The 15,959-nt window shown below is 73.5% G+C and carries 14 protein-coding genes; 8 read left to right on the top strand and 6 right to left on the bottom strand.

From position 1 onward, the window contains the following. The first annotated feature begins 52 nt into the window (after positions 1–52). From ACWEFJ_RS13145 to ACWEFJ_RS13130, 4 genes are all read left to right on the top strand, one after another. Complete coding sequence (locus ACWEFJ_RS13145; RefSeq protein ID WP_378093382.1) at positions 53–388, top strand: hypothetical protein; 336 nt, start codon at positions 53–55, stop codon at positions 386–388. Further along, positions 385–1,242, top strand: coding sequence for an aminoglycoside phosphotransferase family protein (locus ACWEFJ_RS13140; protein WP_449713875.1), 858 nt, complete (start codon positions 385–387; stop codon positions 1,240–1,242). The genes ACWEFJ_RS13145 and ACWEFJ_RS13140 overlap by 4 nt, the downstream gene beginning before the upstream one ends. 69 nt (positions 1,243–1,311) lie before the next feature. After that, a complete protein-coding gene (locus ACWEFJ_RS13135; protein WP_378093378.1) occupies positions 1,312–2,565 on the top strand; it encodes a magnesium transporter MgtE N-terminal domain-containing protein in 1,254 nt (417 codons plus the stop codon). Beyond that, the gene (locus ACWEFJ_RS13130; RefSeq protein ID WP_378093376.1) at positions 2,558–3,148 is read left to right on the top strand and encodes a DUF1003 domain-containing protein; all 591 of its coding nucleotides are present in this window, start codon (positions 2,558–2,560) and stop codon (positions 3,146–3,148) included. The genes ACWEFJ_RS13135 and ACWEFJ_RS13130 overlap by 8 nt, the downstream gene beginning before the upstream one ends. Before the next feature lie 9 nt (positions 3,149–3,157). Here ACWEFJ_RS13130 and ACWEFJ_RS13125 read toward each other — a convergent pair whose 3' ends face one another. Continuing rightward, positions 3,158–3,619 (bottom strand): MarR family winged helix-turn-helix transcriptional regulator, encoded by a 462-nt coding sequence (locus tag ACWEFJ_RS13125; RefSeq protein WP_378093374.1) that lies wholly within the window; start codon positions 3,617–3,619, stop codon positions 3,158–3,160. A 135-nt stretch (positions 3,620–3,754) separates the two neighbouring features. On the opposite strand from ACWEFJ_RS13125, the gene ACWEFJ_RS13120 reads away from it, so the two are divergent. Together ACWEFJ_RS13120 and ACWEFJ_RS13115 are read left to right on the top strand one after the other, a co-directional pair. Then, on the top strand, positions 3,755–4,888 hold the full coding sequence (locus ACWEFJ_RS13120) for an Mrp/NBP35 family ATP-binding protein (RefSeq protein ID WP_378093372.1): 1,134 nt from the start codon (positions 3,755–3,757) through the stop codon (positions 4,886–4,888). A gap of 234 nt (positions 4,889–5,122) precedes the next feature. Next, positions 5,123–8,866 (top strand): CARDB domain-containing protein, encoded by a 3,744-nt coding sequence (locus tag ACWEFJ_RS13115; RefSeq protein WP_449713874.1) that lies wholly within the window; start codon positions 5,123–5,125, stop codon positions 8,864–8,866. 379 nt (positions 8,867–9,245) lie between these two features. Here the strand turns inward: ACWEFJ_RS13115 and ACWEFJ_RS13110 are convergent, their stop codons facing one another. The 4 genes from ACWEFJ_RS13110 to sigE all read right to left on the bottom strand — a co-directional run bounded on the left by ACWEFJ_RS13110 (position 9,246) and on the right by sigE (position 12,479). Then, entirely contained in the window at positions 9,246–9,626 is a 381-nt protein-coding gene (locus ACWEFJ_RS13110; protein WP_378093129.1) for a sec-independent translocase, read from the bottom strand. 49 nt (positions 9,627–9,675) lie between these two features. After that, the gene (locus ACWEFJ_RS13105; protein ID WP_449713873.1) at positions 9,676–11,205 is read right to left on the bottom strand and encodes a S1C family serine protease; all 1,530 of its coding nucleotides are present in this window, start codon (positions 11,203–11,205) and stop codon (positions 9,676–9,678) included. A gap of 81 nt (positions 11,206–11,286) precedes the next feature. Then, positions 11,287–11,907, bottom strand: coding sequence for an anti-sigma factor family protein (locus ACWEFJ_RS13100; RefSeq protein WP_378093133.1), 621 nt, complete (start codon positions 11,905–11,907; stop codon positions 11,287–11,289). Further along, the gene (gene sigE, locus ACWEFJ_RS13095; RefSeq protein WP_378093136.1) at positions 11,904–12,479 is read right to left on the bottom strand and encodes an RNA polymerase sigma factor SigE; all 576 of its coding nucleotides are present in this window, start codon (positions 12,477–12,479) and stop codon (positions 11,904–11,906) included. Before sigE ends, ACWEFJ_RS13100 begins: the two co-directional genes overlap by 4 nt. Before the next feature lie 218 nt (positions 12,480–12,697). On the opposite strand from sigE, the gene ACWEFJ_RS13090 reads away from it, so the two are divergent. Next, a complete protein-coding gene (locus tag ACWEFJ_RS13090) occupies positions 12,698–13,324 on the top strand; it encodes an O-methyltransferase (protein ID WP_449713872.1) in 627 nt (208 codons plus the stop codon). A gap of 113 nt (positions 13,325–13,437) precedes the next feature. Here the strand turns inward: ACWEFJ_RS13090 and glgC are convergent, their stop codons facing one another. Continuing rightward, on the bottom strand, positions 13,438–14,652 hold the full coding sequence (gene glgC, locus ACWEFJ_RS13085) for a glucose-1-phosphate adenylyltransferase (protein ID WP_378093141.1): 1,215 nt from the start codon (positions 14,650–14,652) through the stop codon (positions 13,438–13,440). A 104-nt stretch (positions 14,653–14,756) separates the two neighbouring features. Here glgC and glgA point away from each other — a divergent pair, with 104 nt between their 5' ends. Further along, positions 14,757–15,920 carry a glycogen synthase gene (glgA, locus tag ACWEFJ_RS13080; RefSeq protein WP_449713871.1) on the top strand — a complete coding sequence of 388 codons (1,164 nt, stop codon included), beginning with the start codon at positions 14,757–14,759 and terminating at the stop codon, positions 15,918–15,920. Positions 15,921–15,959: the final 39 nt, after the last annotated feature.

The following is a 15,959-nucleotide window of genomic DNA, read 5'->3' as shown; positions in this document are numbered from 1 at the left end:
GCACCCGCCATCGCGTGAGTCCCGATTCACAGGCCCGTGGCAGGCTGAACCGGTGGAGATCGAGCAGGTGCTGGACAACGCGTTGCGCAAGGCCGCCGCGGTGTGGGTCCGACCGGAGGGCCACGGGTCGCGGCTGGTGTGGGCGCTGTGGCGCGACGGCGCGGTGCTGGTGGCGGTCGGCGGCACGGAGCAGGACGTGCCGGGCCTGGCCGACGGGGTCGCGTGCACGGTGACCGTCCGCTCCCCCACCACCCGCTCCCACCTGGTCGACGCGCGGGTCACCGCCCGCCGGGCGCGCCCGGACGCGGAGACCGACGCGGCGCTGCGGGCCGCCCGGCTGAACGGCAGGCCGGCGTGGGCCGAGGTCTACCGGCTGGAGTTGGCGTGATCACCGTCCCGGACGGCTTCGGCGCGATCCTCGGCGAGGAGGCGCGCGGGTGGCTGGCCGCGCTGCCCGCCCTGGCCACCCGGTTCTGCGCCCGCTGGCGGCTCGCCCCGGACGGCCCGCTGCTCCACGGCCACGTCGCCGTGGTGCTGCCGGTGCGCCGGGCCGACGGTCACCCGGCCGTGCTCAAGCTGACCTGGCTGGACGAGGAGACCCGGCAGGAGCCGCTGGCGCTGCGGGCGTGGCGCGGCCGGGGCGTGGTGGACCTGCTCGACCACGACGACGACCACGGCGCGTTGCTGCTGGAACGCCTCGACCACACCCGTTCGCTGGACGACGCGCCGATCGAGGAGGCGCTGGCCGTCACCGGCGGGCTGCTGCGCCGGCTGCGCGTCCCGGCCGGTCCCGGGTTCCGCCGCCCCGCGTTCCCCGACCTGGTCGCGGAGAACGCCGGGCTGGGCGGCCCGCTGCCGGACGCGCTCGTCGCCCACGCCAGCGAACTGGGCCGCGACCTCGCCGCACGCGCCGCGCACACCCTGGTCAACGAGGACCTGCACTACGAGAACGTGCTGCGCGGCGACCGCGAGCCGTGGGTGATGATCGACCCGAAACCGCTGTCCGGCGACCCCGAGTTCGGCGTGATCCCGTTGCTGTGGAACAGGTTCGGCGAGCTGGACGGCGAACGCGGGCTGCGCGACCGGTTCGCCGCGCTGTGCGACATCGGCGAGCTGGACCCCGACCTGGCCCGCGCGTGGACGTTCTGCCGGGCGGTCGACACCTGGCTGTGGTGCCTGGCCGAGGGGCTGCCCGGGATGGCCGACGCGGTCGGGGCGATCGCCCGCGCGTTCCGGCCCTGACCGGGCGCGGCCCGCCGTCGTCCACAGTGGAACGCAGCGGCGCGGCACGCGGCGGACTAACCTGATCACGTGGTCGCCGTGAACCGCGTCTTCGCCGCACAGCTCGCCGGGCTGCCCGTGTTCGGGCCGGACGGCGAGTCGATCGGCAAGGTCCGCGACCTGGTCATCGGCCTGCGGGTGGACCGGCAGCCGCCGCGCGTGCTGGGCCTGGTGCTGGAGCTCGCGACCCGTCGGCGCATCTTCGTGCCGATGCTGCGGGTGACCTCGATCGAGCCGAACGCCGTGACGCTCGCCACGGGCACGGTGAACCTGCGCCAGTTCCACCAGCGCACCAACGAGGTGCTGGTGGTCGGCGAGCTGCTCGACGCGCGGGTGCGGCTCGGCTCGGGCGCGGTGGCGGTGCTGGTGGACGCGGCGATGGAGCCCACCCGCACCCGGGACTGGCGGATGACGCGGGTCGCGGTGCGGGAGCGCACCGGCCGGCTGGCCCGCCGCGGCCCCGTGCAGGTGCTGCGCTGGGAGGAGCTGTCCGGGTTGTCGGTGACGGAGCTGGCGGGCCAGCCGCAGGGCGCGCAGCACCTGGTGGCGGTGTTCGAGACGATGCGCGCGGCGGACGTGGCGCTGGCCCTGCACAGCCTGCCGCTGAAGCGCCGCTACGAGGTGGCCGAGGCGCTGGACGACGAACGGCTCGCCGACGTCATCGAGGAGATGGGCGAGGAGGACCAGAAGGACCTGCTCGCCCACCTGGACGACGAGCGCGCCGCGGACATCCTGGAGGCGATGAACCCCGACGACGCGGCGGACCTGCTGGCCGAGCTGCCCGAGGGGGAGAAGGACCGGCTGCTGGAGCTGATGGAGCCGGAGGAGTCCGCGCCGGTGAGGCGGCTGCTGGAGTACAGCTTCGACACCGCGGGCGGGTTGATGACGCCGGAGCCGGTGGTGCTCGCGCCGGACGCGACCGTGGCCGAGGCGCTCGCGCACGTGCGCAACCCGGACCTGACGCCCGCGCTGGCCAGCATGGTGTTCGTGTGCCGGCCGCCGACGGCCACGCCCACCGGCCGCTACCTGGGCTGCGTGCACATCCAGCGGCTGCTGCGGGAACCGCCGTCGGACCTGGTGGCGGGCGTGCTGGACACCGACCTGGCGACGCTGTCGCCGTCCGCGTCGCTCGGCGACGTGACCCGCTACTTCGCCGCCTACAACCTGGTGTGCGGGCCGGTGGTGGACGAGAGCGACCACCTGCTCGGCGCGGTCGCCGTGGACGACGTGCTGGACCACCTGCTGCCGGTCAACTGGCGGGAAACGGGGCTGTCCCATGCCTGAGCCGCAGCCGCGCCGGCGGCTCGACCAGCCGCGCACGGAGGGCAGGCTCCGGCTGTCGGTGGACCCGGAGGCGTTCGGCCGGTTCTCCGAGCGGCTGGCCCGGTTCCTCGGCACCGGCAAGTTCCTGTTCTGGCAGACGCTGATCGTGATCGTGTGGATCACGCTGAACCTGGCCGCGGTGTCGCTGCGCTGGGACCCGTACCCGTTCATCCTGCTCAACCTGGCGTTCTCCACGCAGGCCGCGTACGCCGCGCCGCTGATCCTGCTGGCCCAGAACCGGCAGGACGACCGGGACCGGGTGTCGCTGGAGGAGGACCGGGCGCGGGCCGCGCAGACCAAGGCCGACACCGAGTACCTGGCGCGTGAGCTGGCCGCGCTGCGGCTGGCCGTGGGCGAGGTGGTGACCCGCGACTACCTGCGCAGCGAGCTGGAACGCGTGTTCCGCGAGCGCAAGCGCCCCGGCAAGGACAAGGACGCCAAGGATCTGCGGGACAAGGACGCCCGGGACAAGGACGGCAAGGACCGGGACGGCCGGGAGCGCGACGCCAGGGACGCGGTCCGGGACGACGTGCCCTCGACGTGAGCCCCCGGGTCAGGGTTCGTCCGCGCCGAGCCGGTCGCAGGTGCGGCCGAACGCCTCCAGCTCCGCGTGGGTGAACGTCTCGGCGAAGTGCCGCGCCACGCCCGTCAGGTGGGTGCCGGACGCGACGCGGAGCCGGTCCAGGCCCTGCGCGGTCAGCACCGCCACCACGCCGCGACCGTCGCCGTCGGCGCGCTCCCGCAGCACCAGGCCGGCGCGTTCGAGCCGGTCGACGAGCCTGGTGACGCCGGAGCGGGACAGCAGGACGGCGTCGGCCAGCTCGGTCATCCGCAGCCGGTGCTGCGGCGACTCGGCGAGCTGGACCAGGACGTCGTAGGCCGCGAGCGACAGGCGTTGCTCGGCGATGAGTTCGGCTTCCAGGATCCGAGTGAGCCTCGCGTGCGCCCGGAGGAAGGATCGCCACACCGCCAGCTCGGTACGGGTGGGCAACCGGGCAGGTCCGGTGTCCGGCACGGATACCGATGTTACGGAAAGCACGCAACCGGCTGCGCGCTGGCCCCGGTTCCGCGGGTGACCAACCGGTAGCTTGGAGGTGCACGGCCCGCCGTAGCATGGCGGTCCCACCACCTCTTTCCGAAGGCGCTTCCCGTGACTCTTCCCACCGTTGACGACGTGCAGAAGGCGTTGGCCGGCGTGCAGGACCCCGAGATCCGGCGTCCGATCACCGACCTGGGCATGGTCAAGGGCGTCGTGGTCGGCGACGACGGGGTCGTGGACGTGGCCGTCTACCTCACCGTGGCCGGCTGCCCGCTGCGCGACAAGATCACCGCCGACGTGACGACCGCGGTGTCCGCGCTCGACGGCGTGTCCGGCGTGCGCGTGGAGCTGGACGTGATGAGCGACGCCCAGCGCACCGAGCTGCGCAAGTCGCTGCGCGGCGGCGTCGAGGAGCCGGTCATCCCGTTCGCCCAGCCGGGCTCGCTGACCCGCGTGTACTGCGTGGCGTCGGGCAAGGGCGGCGTCGGCAAGTCGTCGGTGACGGTGAACCTGGCCGTCGCGATGGCCGCGCGCGGCCTGTCGGTGGGCGTGGTGGACGCCGACATCTACGGCCACTCGATCCCGCGCATGCTGGGCACCGACGCCCGGCCGACCCAGGTCGAGAAGATGATCATGCCGCCGCAGTCGCACGGCGTGAAGTTGATCTCCATCGGCATGTTCACGCCGGGCAACACCCCGGTCGTGTGGCGCGGCCCGATGCTGCACCGCGCGTTGCAGCAGTTCCTGGCCGACGTGTTCTGGGGCGACCTGGACGTGCTGCTGCTGGACCTGCCGCCGGGCACCGGCGACATCGCGATCTCGGTGGCGCAGCTCGTGCCGAACGCCGAGATCCTGGTCGTGACCACGCCGCAGCAGGCGGCGGCGGAGGTGGCCGAGCGGGCCGGCTCGATCGCGTTGCAGACCCGGCAGCGGATCGCGGGCGTGATCGAGAACATGTCGTGGCTGGAGCTGCCGGACGGCACCCGGATGGACGTGTTCGGCGAGGGCGGCGGGCAGACCGTGGCCGACTCGCTGACCCAGGCCGTGGGCGCGGACGTGCCGCTGCTCGGCCAGGTGCCGCTCGACCCGCGGCTGCGGGAGCAGGGCGACGCGGGCACGCCGATCGTGCTGGCGCACCCCGAGTCGACCGCGGGCCGGGTGCTCACGACCGTGGCGGGCAAGCTGTCGACGCGGTCGCGCGGCCTGGCGGGCCGCCTGCTGAACGTCTCACCGGCGGGTCGCTGACCGCTCGCCGTATTTCCACGCCACAGGGGCTCCCGTGCACCGGGGGCCCCTGTTTCGTCGTGCGCGCCGCACGACGGGCGTTGACGAACAGCCGCCCGTCTGCAACCTTTGTACGCAACCTCGCAAAAATCTGACAGATCAACTCAAGAAATTAATACTACGTCGCAACTTGTCGGCAGGCGTCCGCCGCGGTCTGTCGTGAGCGCACCGTCGTCCCCAACGAAGAGGACACCGATGAAACGGAAGCAGCGCAGCCGGCGACTGGTCGGCGGCATCCTCGCGATCGGCCTGACCGTGTTCGGCCTCTCCCCCGCCTCCGGCGCGCCCGCCGGCGCGCGACCCGACCCCGCCGCCGACTCCGGGATCGGCGCGTCGGCGGTCAACCTCGCCGCGGGCAAGCCCACGTCGGCGAGCAGCTCGCAGCCCGGCTACCCGCCCGCCAACGCCACCGACGGCAACCGCGAGACCTACTGGGAGAGCGGCAACAACGCGTTCCCGCAGTGGCTCCAGGTGGACCTCGGCGCGGCGGTCGCCGTCAACCGGGTGGTGCTCCGGCTGCCGGGCGGCTGGGGCGCGCGCACCCAGGCGGTGGCCGTGCAGGGCAGCACGAACGGCACCGCGTTCACGGACCTCTCGCCGTCCGCGGCGCGCGTGTTCGACCCGGCGGCCGGCAACACCGCGACCATCGACTTCACCGCCCGGGACACCCGGTACGTGCGGCTGCACGTCACCGCCAACACGGGCTGGCCCGCGGGCCAGGTCGCGGAGCTGGAGGTGCACGGCCCGGAGACCGGCGACGTGCGGCCCCCGTCCCCGCCCGGCGACCTCACCCTCACCGAGCCCGCCGCCGGGCAGATCCGGCTGGCCTGGTCCGCGTCGTCCGACGACACCGGCGTCACCGGGTACACCGTGTACGCCAACGGCGCGGAACGCGCCTCGGTGCCCGGCGCCACGCTCACCTACACCGACAGCCGGCCGGCCACCGACACCGTCACCTACACGGTGCGGGCGCGGGACGCGGCGGGCAACGTGTCCGGCGACAGCAACCCCGTGACGCGGGTCGGCCGGGGCGGCGGCGGCACGGACCTCGCCCGCGGCAAGCCGATCGAGGCGTCGTCGTCGGTGTTCTCGTTCGTGGCCGCCAACGCCAACGACGGTGACGTCGCCACCTACTGGGAGGCGGGCGGGCAGTCGTCCACGCTGACCGTGAAGCTGGGCGCGAACGCCGACGTGGACCGCGTGGTGGTCCGGCTCAACCCCGACCCGGTGTGGGGTCCGCGCACGCAGAGCTTCCAGGTGCTGGGCCGGGAGCAGTCGGCGACGGGCTTCACGTCGCTGGTCGCCCGAGCCGACCACGCGTTCAGCCCGGCCGGCAACCAGAACACGGTGACCGTCCCGGTCGGCGCGCGGGTGGCGGACGTGCGGCTGCAGTTCTTCGGCAACACCGGCGCGCCCGGCGGGCAGGTGGCCGAGCTGCAGGTCGTCGGCGTCGCCGCGCCCAACCCGGACCTCACCGTCACGTCGCTGACCTGGTCGCCCGCCGCGCCGACGGAGGTCGACGCGGTCACCCTGACCGCCGCGGTGCGCAACGCGGGCTCGGCCGCCGCGCCCGCGACGACGGTCGACTTCAGCGTCGGCGGCGCGGTCGTCGGCAGCGCGTCGGTCGCCGCGCTGGCGGCGGGGGCGTCGGCCGCGGTGTCGTTCCCGGCGGGCCGGCGGCCGATGGGCAGCCACCAGGTGAAGGCGGTGGTCGACCCGACCAACGCCGTGGTCGAGCGGGACGACGCGAACAACACCCACACCGCGCCGTCGCCGCTGGTCGTGACGCAGGCCCCCGGCCCGGACCTCCTGGTCGCCGACGTGGTGTCGAACCCGCCGAACCCGGCGGTGGGCGCGACCGTGTCGTTCACCGCGTCGGTGCGCAACCGCGGCACGTCGGGCGTGGGCGCGGGCTCCGTGACCCGGCTCGTGGTCGGCGGCGCCACGCTGGACACCACCACCCCGGCCGTCGCGGCGGGCGCGACGGTGACCGTGCCCGTCACCGGCACGTGGCGGGCCACCGCGGGCGGCGCGACGATCACCGCCACGGCCGACGCGACCGGCGCCGTCGCCGAGACCGACGAGGCGAACAACACGTGGTCGCGGTCGATCGTCGTCGGCCGGGGCGCGGCCGTCCCGTACGTCGAGCACGAGGCGGAAGCGGCCCGCTACCAGGGCACCCTGCTGGAGGCGGACCCGCTGCGCCGGTTCGGGCACACGAACTTCGCCACCGAGTCGTCGGGGCGCAAGTCGGTGCGGCTCGACCGCACGGGCCAGTTCGTGGAGTTCACGTCCACCGCGCCGGCGAACTCGATCGTGGTGCGCAACTCGATCCCCGACGCCCCCGGCGGCGGTGGCATCGAGGCCACCATCAGCCTGTACGTGGACGACGTGTTCACGCAGAAGCTGACGCTGTCGTCGCGGCACAGCTGGCTGTACGGCAACACCGACGACCCGGAAGGGCTGACGAACACGCCGCAGGCCGACGCGCGCCGGCTGTTCGACGAGGCGAACGCCCTGCTGGCGCGGTCCTACCCGGCCGGCACCCGGTTCCGGCTCCAGCGGGACGCGGACGACACGGCCGCGTTCCACATCATCGACCTGATCGACCTGGAGCAGGTCGCGCCGCCGTCGTCCCAGCCCGCCGGCTGCACGTCGATCACGGCCTACGGCGCGGTGCCGAACGACGACGGCGACGACACCGACGCCATCCAGCGGGCCGTGACCGACGACCAGAACGGCGTCATCGGCTGCGTGTGGATCCCGGCCGGGCAGTGGCGGCAGGAGAAGAAGATCCTCACCGACGACCCGCTCGACCGCGGCCAGTACAACCAGGTGGGGATCAGGGACGTCACCATCCGCGGCGCGGGCATGTGGCACTCGCGGCTGGTCACGCTCACCGAGCCGCACCTGGCGCGGGGCGGCATCAACCACCCGCACGAGGGCAACTTCGGGTTCGACATCGACGCGAACACGCAGATCTCGGACCTGGCGATCTTCGGTTCCGGCCGGATCCGCGGCGGGCCCGGCGGCGCCGAGGGCGGGGTGGGCCTGAACGGCCGGTTCGGCCAGGGCACGCGCATCACGAACGTGTGGATCGAGCACGCGAACGTGGGCGTGTGGGTCGGGCGCGACTACGACAACATCCCGGCGCTGTGGGGTCCCGCGGACGGGGTGGAGTTCAGCGGCATGCGGATCCGCAACACCTACGCCGACGGGATCAACTTCACCAACGGCACGCGCAACTCGCGGGTGTTCAACTCGTCGTTCCGGACCACGGGCGACGACTCGCTGGCGGTGTGGGCGAACCGGTACGTCAAGGACCAGGCCGTCGACGTCGCGCACGACAACGCGTTCCTGAACAACACCATCCAGTTGCCGTGGCGGGCCAACGGCATCGCCATCTACGGCGGCCACGGCAACCGGGCCGAGCACAACCTGGTGTACGACACCATGAACTACCCGGGGATCATGCTGGCGACCGACCACGACCCGTTGCCGTTCTCCGGGCAGACGCTGCTCGCGGACAACGCCCTGTTCCGGACGGGTGGCGCGTTCTGGGGCGAGGCGCAGGAGTTCGGCGCGATCACCCTGTTCGCGCAGGGCCGCGACATCCCGGGGGTGACGATCCGGGACACCGAGATCCACGACTCGACCTACGACGGCATCCAGTTCAAGTCGGGTGGCGGGGCCGTGCCGGGGGTGGTGATCAGCGACGTCCGGATCGACCGCTCGAACAACGGGGCGGGGATCCTGGCGATGAACGGCGCGCGCGGGAGCGCGACGCTGACCAACGTGACGATCACCAACTCGGCGTCCGGGCACGTCGTGGTGGAGCCGGGCGCGCAGTTCACCATCACCGGCGCGCCGACCTCGGCGTCCGCCGCCGACGCTCCGCCGTCGCCCGCCGCGGCCCGGCGGGGGCGCGGCGTCTCCTGACCGGCCACGGCCGGAACGCCGCCGCGGGGGTTCCCCGCTCTCCCGGGAACCCCCGCGGCGGCGGGACCAGGTCGAACGGGAGGCTTCGCGCGGATCGCTTCGCAGGGGTACCCGCCAGGGGACCCCTGCTTTGATCTTACCGACAGGCACCGACAATTCCGGGGCCTCGCGCCCGGCCACCCCGCCCGGCCGTCGTCGTCACGCCCCGCCGCAGCGCCCGGCGGTCACGCTCAACCCTTGCCGACCGTCGTGCCGGCGGTCCCGCCCGATCCCTGCTCCCGGCCGTCGTGCCCGGCTGTCGCGCTCGGTCGTCGTGTCCGGTCGTCGTGCTCAGACCTCGAGCCTCGACCGGTCGATTAACAGCGGGCCGGCCGAGGGGTCAGGTGGCATCCGGGTCGTAGGGGGGCCGCTCCCCGCGCTCCAGCGGCCGGTCCCGGCTCGTCGTGTCGCGCGCCGGCGGCACGGCCGGGTGGCCGTTCGACTTCTCGCTCGGCTCGTCGTCCCACAGGTGCTTGGTGATCGCGCGCTTGGGGTCGAAGTTCCGCAGCTCCCGCAGGTCCTCCAGGGGCTTGCGGAGCTGCTCGAACTCCGGCCCCATCTCCTGCTTCAGCTGCTCCCGCGCCCCGGTCGCGTACTCGCGGACCCGGCGGAGCGACTTGCCGACCCAGGCCGCGGCGTCCGGCAGCCGCTCCGGCCCCAGGATGAACAGCCCCGCCACGATGATGACGAGGATCTCAAGCCACCCGATGCTGTCGAACACCCGCGTGCCCCACCTTCCGCGCCACCCTGCCTGACCGCCAGCGTAGCCGTCAGTCGGACCTCAAAGTCACCTGCACGGTCAGCTCACGGCCCTGCCTGGCCAGCACGACCGGCACCGTCTCGCCGATTTCATGTTCCCTTACCGCGACCGTCAGCTCGGCGGCGTTGCGCACCATCCGGTCGCCGACCCGGGTGATGACGTCGCCCTCCTCGATGCCGGCCGCGTCGGCCGCGCCGCCCTCCAGCACGTTCTGCACCTGCGCGCCCTCGGCGGTCTCCGCCGACGCCGACCGCACGTTCACGTTCATGTCGGCGTGCTTGACCGACCCGTCGCGGATCAGCGCCTGGGACACCTTGCGCGCGTAGTTGCCGGAGATCGCGAACCCGAGGCCGACCGACCCGCCGGTCTCGGTGCGGATCGAGGAGTTGATCCCCACCAGCGCGCCGGACGAGTCGACCAGCGCGCCGCCGGAGTTGCCGGGGTTGATGGCCGCGTCGGTCTGGATCGCGTCGTAGGTGACCTGCGGCCCGCCGTTCTCGCCCGCGGCGGTCACGGGCCGGTGCAGGGCGCTGACGATGCCCTCGGTCACGGTGTTCGACAGCGACAGCGGCGAGCCGATGGCCAGCACGGTGTCGCCGACGGCCAGGTCGTCGGAGTCGCCGAACTGCAGCACGGTCGGGTTGTCCACCTCGACCTTGATCACCGCGAGGTCGGTCTTGGAGTCGCGGCCGACGACCTGCGCGACGGCGCGCTTGCCGTCGATGAACACCACGGTCAGCTTCGCCGACGTGTCCTGCACCGCCGGGGCGACCACGTGGTCGTTGGTGAGCACGTACCCGGCGCCGTCGATGACCACGCCGGAGCCGACGCCGGCCACGTTCGCGCCCTTGAACTCGATCGACACGACGCTGGGCGTGACGCGCTTGGCGATGTCGGCGACCGAGCCGACGGGCCGCTCCTTGCCGGGCTTGACCTCGGCGAGCGTGACGCCGCCGTCGGTGAGCGGGTTGCCGACCCGGCCCAGCAGCCAGCCGACCACGCCGCCCGCCGCGCCGACCAGCAGCGCGGCCACCAGGAGCACGGCCAGGGCGGTCGGCTTGACGCGTCGCCCGAACAGCAGTTCGGGCACGCTGAGCCGCGGTCCGGGCCCGGGTTCGGCCTCGGTGTCGGCGGCGGGCTGCTCGGTGACGGCGGGCGGGCCGATGACGGCCGACGCGCCGGGGTCGCGCCACGCGTCGCCCGCGGGTTTGCCCTCCCAGAAGACGGGTTCGACCTCGGGTTCGCCGCCGAGGTCCACCGGCGGGCGTTGCAGGCGGGTGCCCGGGTCGCCCGGCGGCCGGCCGAACGCCGTGGCCAGCGCCTCCGGTGGCGGCGGCGCGAGCCGGACGGAGCCGTTGCCGCCGTCGAGGACGGGCCGGTCGCCGGCGAACGCGCCCGCCACGCCCCTCGGCCGGCCGAACACGGCCTGCTGGCCGGGGTCCACGGGCGGGCGGTTCAGCGGGCGCGGTGCGAGCCTGCGGTGCGCCCCGTCGTCGACGCCCGACCTGGGGGTCCCGTTGCCCTGCTCTGGCTCCCTCATCGCTCCCCGCACGTCGTCACACCATGGTCGTCGCGGGGCAATCGTGCCCGGCGACCGGTGAAGTTGCCGTCAGCGGGCTGGTCAGCGGCCCATCAGGCCGGTGTCGGCCACGGGTCGCAGCGCGGCGCCGGGCTCGCGGTCGGCGGCCGCGGACGACGGCGCGACCACGGGCGAGGGCTGCGGGGTGTTGCCCTGGGCGGGCACGGGCGCGGGGTCGTCGCCGCCCGGCGCGACGAGCGCGAGCGCGCCCAGCATGAGCCCGGAGACGACGACGCCGGCGCCCTGCCGTGCGCGTCTACCCCCGAAGACTCCGAAGCGGCTTCCGCCGCCGGTTCCGAAAGGGCGGCCGGCCCCCAGCACGGGACCGCTGCCGAACGCGACCCGGTCGGGCCGCTGCACGGTGACGAGCTGGCCGTCCTCGGTGACCGCGAGGCCGTCCGGCGCGCTGGGCAGCTCCACCTCCTGCGGGATCGCGCCCAGCCTGGCCAGCAGGCCGGCGGGCGCGCAGGGCGCGTCGGCGGCGCGGACCGCGGACCGCGCCTGCTGCTGCGAGTACGCCTCGGCGGCGCAGAACGGGCAGCGGGCCAGGTGGGCCGCCGCCCGGTTGTGCGCCGAGGCGGACAGCTCGCCGTCGACGAAGGCGACGACCGCGTCGGGCAGCAGGTGCTGCTCGGGCAGTTGCCAACCTCGCAGATCGGTCATGCAGAGTCCTCCTGAACGAGACCCCGACGGCGTTCCAGTGCGACCCTCAGGGCCTGGCGGCCCCGGTGGATCCTGCTCCTCACGGTACCCAGTTTCACGCCGAGGGTGGCGCCGATCTCCTCGTAGGAGAGTCCTTCCACGTCGCACAGCACCACGGCGGCCCGGAACTCCGGCGGCAGCTCGTCCAGCGCGGCCTGCAGCTCCGGGTCGAGGTGCGTGTCGTCGTAGACCTCCTCCGGCGTCGGGTCGTCGCCGGGGATGCGGTCGCTCTCCTCGGGCAGGGCCTCCATGCGCACGCGGGAGCGGCGGCGGGCCATGTCGAGGAACAGGTTCGTGGTGATGCGGTGCAGCCAGCCCTCGAAGGTGCCGGGTTTGTAGGACGCCAGCGACCGGAAGACCCGGATGAACGTCTCCTGGGTGAGGTCCTCGGCGTCGTGCTGGTTGCCGGTGAGGCGGTAGGCCAGCCGGTACACCCGGTCGGCGTGTTCGCGCACGACTTCGTCCCACGTGGGCGGGATCCACTCCACGTCGTCGATGGGGGCCGTCGGTGCGGCGGTCGGCTGCTCAGGCATCGGGCGGGTAAGCACCTCCAGTGGGCTGGCTGCCCTGCTGCACGGGTCAACGCTCGTGTCCCCTGACGTGTTCCCGTGGGTCCTGCTCGTCATGCGTTGGGACCAGCGTGACGTCCTCCCTTATAACCATCGTGAGAGGCGGCTGAGAGCACGCTGAGAATCCGGCGTCGTCCGCCGGAACCACCCGAACCGCCGCCGGCGGCGTTAGCCTTCGTGCTGTGGATGCGCCGACGCGCGAGTACGTGGAGCGCTACCTGCCCGAGGACGCCGTGATCGCGGCGGCGCGGGCTCGTGGCGCCGAGTTGGGCTGCGTGCCGATCGGGTCCGGCGGCGGGGCGGCGTTGCGGTTCCTCGCCGCGGCGCTGCGGGCCAGGGCCGTGGTGGAGGTCGGCACGGGCGCCGGGGTCGGCGCGTTGTACCTGCTCGGCGGCATGCCCGAGGCCGGCGTGCTGACCTCGATCGACGTGGCGCCGGAGCACCAGCGGGCGGCGCGGGCGGCGTTCGCGGAGGCCGGGATCGCGGTGTCCCGCACCCGGTTGATCACGGGGCGGGCGCTGGAGGTGCTGCCGCGGCTCACCGACGGCGCGTACGACCTGGTGTTCGTGGACGCGGCGAAGTCGGAGTACCCGGCGTACCTGGCCGAGGGCGTGCGGCTGCTGCGGCCGGGCGGGGTGATCGCGTTCGACAACGTGCTGTGGCACGGGCGCGTGGTCGACCCGGCCCACCGCGACCCGGACACGACGGCGATGCGCGAGGTGGCGCGGGCGGTGCGCGAGGACGACCGGCTGGTGCCGGTGATCCTGCCGCTGGGCGACGGGCTGCTGGTGGCCGCGAAGGCGGGCTGACCGGCGGGCCGCCCCGACCCGGTGGCACCGGTCCGGGCGGTGTGCCCAGCCGGGTGGGGTTCGGGGCGGACGCCGGTCGGGGACCCCCGGGAGGAGGTCCCCGACCTCGCGGCTCAGTACGCCGTGACGCCCTTCCCGAGCACCGTGACCCCGCCGGTGGACACGGTGTAGCGCTGCCGGTCCGTCGCCGGGTCCACGCCGATCAGCGCGCCGTCGGGCACCACGACGTTCTTGTCCAGGATCGCCCGCCGCACCACCGCCCCGCGCCCGATCCGCACGCCCGGCAGCAGCACGCTGCCCTGCACCACCGACCCGGACTCCACCACCACGTCCGAGCTGATCACCGACCCGTGGACGGTGCCGGAGATGATCGACCCCGGCCCCACCATCGAGTCCTCGGCGCTGCCCCCGGCGATGAACTTCGCCGGCGGCAGCGGCGGCGTCGCCGTCCGGATCGGCCACGCCTGGTTGTAGAGGTTGAACACCGGCCGCACCGACACGAGGTCCATGTGGGCCTCGTAGTAGGCGTCGATGGTGCCCACGTCGCGCCAGTAGCCCCGGTCCCGGTCGGTCTCGCCCGGCACCTTGTTGTCCGCGAAGTCGTAGACGTGCGCCTGCCCCTGGTCGACGAGCATCGGGATGATGTCGCCGCCCATGTCGTGGTCGGAGTCGGGGTTGGCGGCGTCCGCGCGCAACGCCTCGATGAGCGCCTCCGTGGTGAACACGTAGTTGCCCATCGACGCGAACGTGACCTCGGGGTCGTCCGGCACGTGCGGCGGCTCCGACGGCTTCTCCAGGAAGCGGGTGATGAGCCCGGTCTCGTCGGAGTCGATGCAGCCGAACGCCTTGGCCTCGGCGCGCGGCACCCGGATGCCCGCGACGGTCACGCCCGCCCCGGTCTCCACGTGCTGCTCCACCATCTGGCCGGGGTCCATCCGGTAGACGTGGTCCGCGCCGAAGATGATCACGTGCTCCGGCTTCTCGTCGTTGACGAGGTTCAACGACTGGAAGATGGCGTCGGCGCTGCCGGTGTACCAGCGAGGGCCCAGCCGCTGCTGGGCCGGCACCGGTGTGACGTACTGGCCGAGCACATTGGACAGCCTCCAGGTGGTGGAGATGTGCCGGTCCAGGGAATGGGATTTGTACTGGGTGAGCACGCAGAGCTTGACGAAACCCGCGTTCACCAGGTTGGACAGGACGAAGTCCACCAGCCGGTAGTTACCGCCGAAGGGCACCGCCGGCTTTGCCCGGTCGGCGGTCAACGGCCACAACCGTTTCCCCTCGCCACCGGCGAGGACAATTCCCAGAACGTGCGGTTGCCCTTTCACGACAACGACCCTAACGGGGTGGGCACCGGCCCACCAACGGCGAAGTAACGCAAACTCCTCACGTTCACCCGGCCGTCCCCGGCAAGGGGGTTACGGTGGCCCCCGTGCGAATTGGACTGCTCACACGGGAGTACCCGCCGGAGGTCTACGGCGGCGCTGGGGTGCACGTCGGTTTCCTGGTGCCGAGGTTGCGCGAACTGGTCGACGTGGACGTGCACGCCTTCGGCGGGCCGCGCGCGGACGCCAGGGCGCACAACCCGGCGCACGGGCTGGAGCAGGCGAACGCCGCGCTGGCCACGCTGTCGGTGGACCTCGAGATGGCCGCCGCGCTGGGTGACGCGCAGCTCGCGCACTCCCACACCTGGTACGCCAACATGGCCGGTCACCTGGCCAAACTGCTGCACGGCATCCCGCACGTGGTGACCGCGCACTCGCTGGAGCCGCGCCGGCCGTGGAAGGCCGAGCAGCTCGGCGGCGGCTACCGCGTCTCGTCCTGGGTGGAGCGCACCGCGTACGAGGCGGCGGACGCGGTGATCGCGGTCAGCGAGGGCATGCGGGCCGACGTGCTGGACTGCTACCCCGCGCTGGACCCCGCCCGGGTGCACGTGGTGCGCAACGGCATCGACACGGCGGCCTACCACCCGGTGACCGAGACCGACGCGCTGGTCCGCCACGGGATCGACCCGACGCGGCCGATCGTGACGTTCGTGGGCCGGATCACGCGGCAGAAGGGCGTCGGGCACCTCGTCGCCGCCGCGCACCGGATCTCGCCGGACGCCCAGGTCGTGCTGTGCGCGGGCGCGCCGGACACGCCGGAGATCGCCGAGGAGACGCGCCTGGCGGTGGCCGAGCTGGCCGCCGCCCGGCCCGGGGTGTTCTGGATCCGACAGATGCTCCAGCCCGCCGAGGTGCGGCAGATCCTCAGCCGCTCGACCGTGTTCGTGTGCCCGTCGGTGTACGAGCCGCTGGGCATCGTGAACCTGGAGGCGATGGCGTGCGGCACCGCCGTGGTGGCCTCCGACGTGGGCGGCATCCCCGAGGTCGTGGACCACGGGCGCACCGGGCTGCTCGTGCACTACGACGAGAAGGACGTCGAGGCGTACCGGGTGGCGCTGGCCGACGCGGTCAACGAGGTGCTGGGCGACCCGGCGCGGGCGGCGGCGTTCGGCGAGGCCGGGCGGCAGCGGGCCGTGGAGGAGTTCTCCTGGGCGACGGTCGCCGAGCAGACCGTGGCCGTGTACGAAGCGGCGCTGGCCGGCGTCCGGTGACCGACTGACACCGCGGTGTGACGGTCGCCACTCCGACGG

The sequence above is a fragment of the Actinosynnema sp. NPDC004786 genome (assembly GCF_053601135.1).
This window is presented reverse-complemented; position numbering and strand designations above follow the sequence as displayed.

Excerpts from the sequence above, each read along its gene's own strand:
- ACWEFJ_RS13130 (WP_378093376.1), top strand. The coding sequence starts at position 2,558 with ATGCCTGAGCCGCAGCCGCGCCGGCGGCTCGACCAGCCGCGCACGGAG.
- ACWEFJ_RS13115 (WP_449713874.1), top strand. The coding sequence starts at position 5,123 with ATGAAACGGAAGCAGCGCAGCCGGCGACTGGTCGGCGGCATCCTCGCG.
- ACWEFJ_RS13100 (WP_378093133.1), bottom strand. The coding sequence starts at position 11,907 with ATGACCGATCTGCGAGGTTGGCAACTGCCCGAGCAGCACCTGCTGCCC.
- ACWEFJ_RS13105 (WP_449713873.1), bottom strand. The coding sequence starts at position 11,205 with ATGAGGGAGCCAGAGCAGGGCAACGGGACCCCCAGGTCGGGCGTCGAC.
- sigE (WP_378093136.1), bottom strand. The coding sequence starts at position 12,479 with ATGCCTGAGCAGCCGACCGCCGCACCGACGGCCCCCATCGACGACGTG.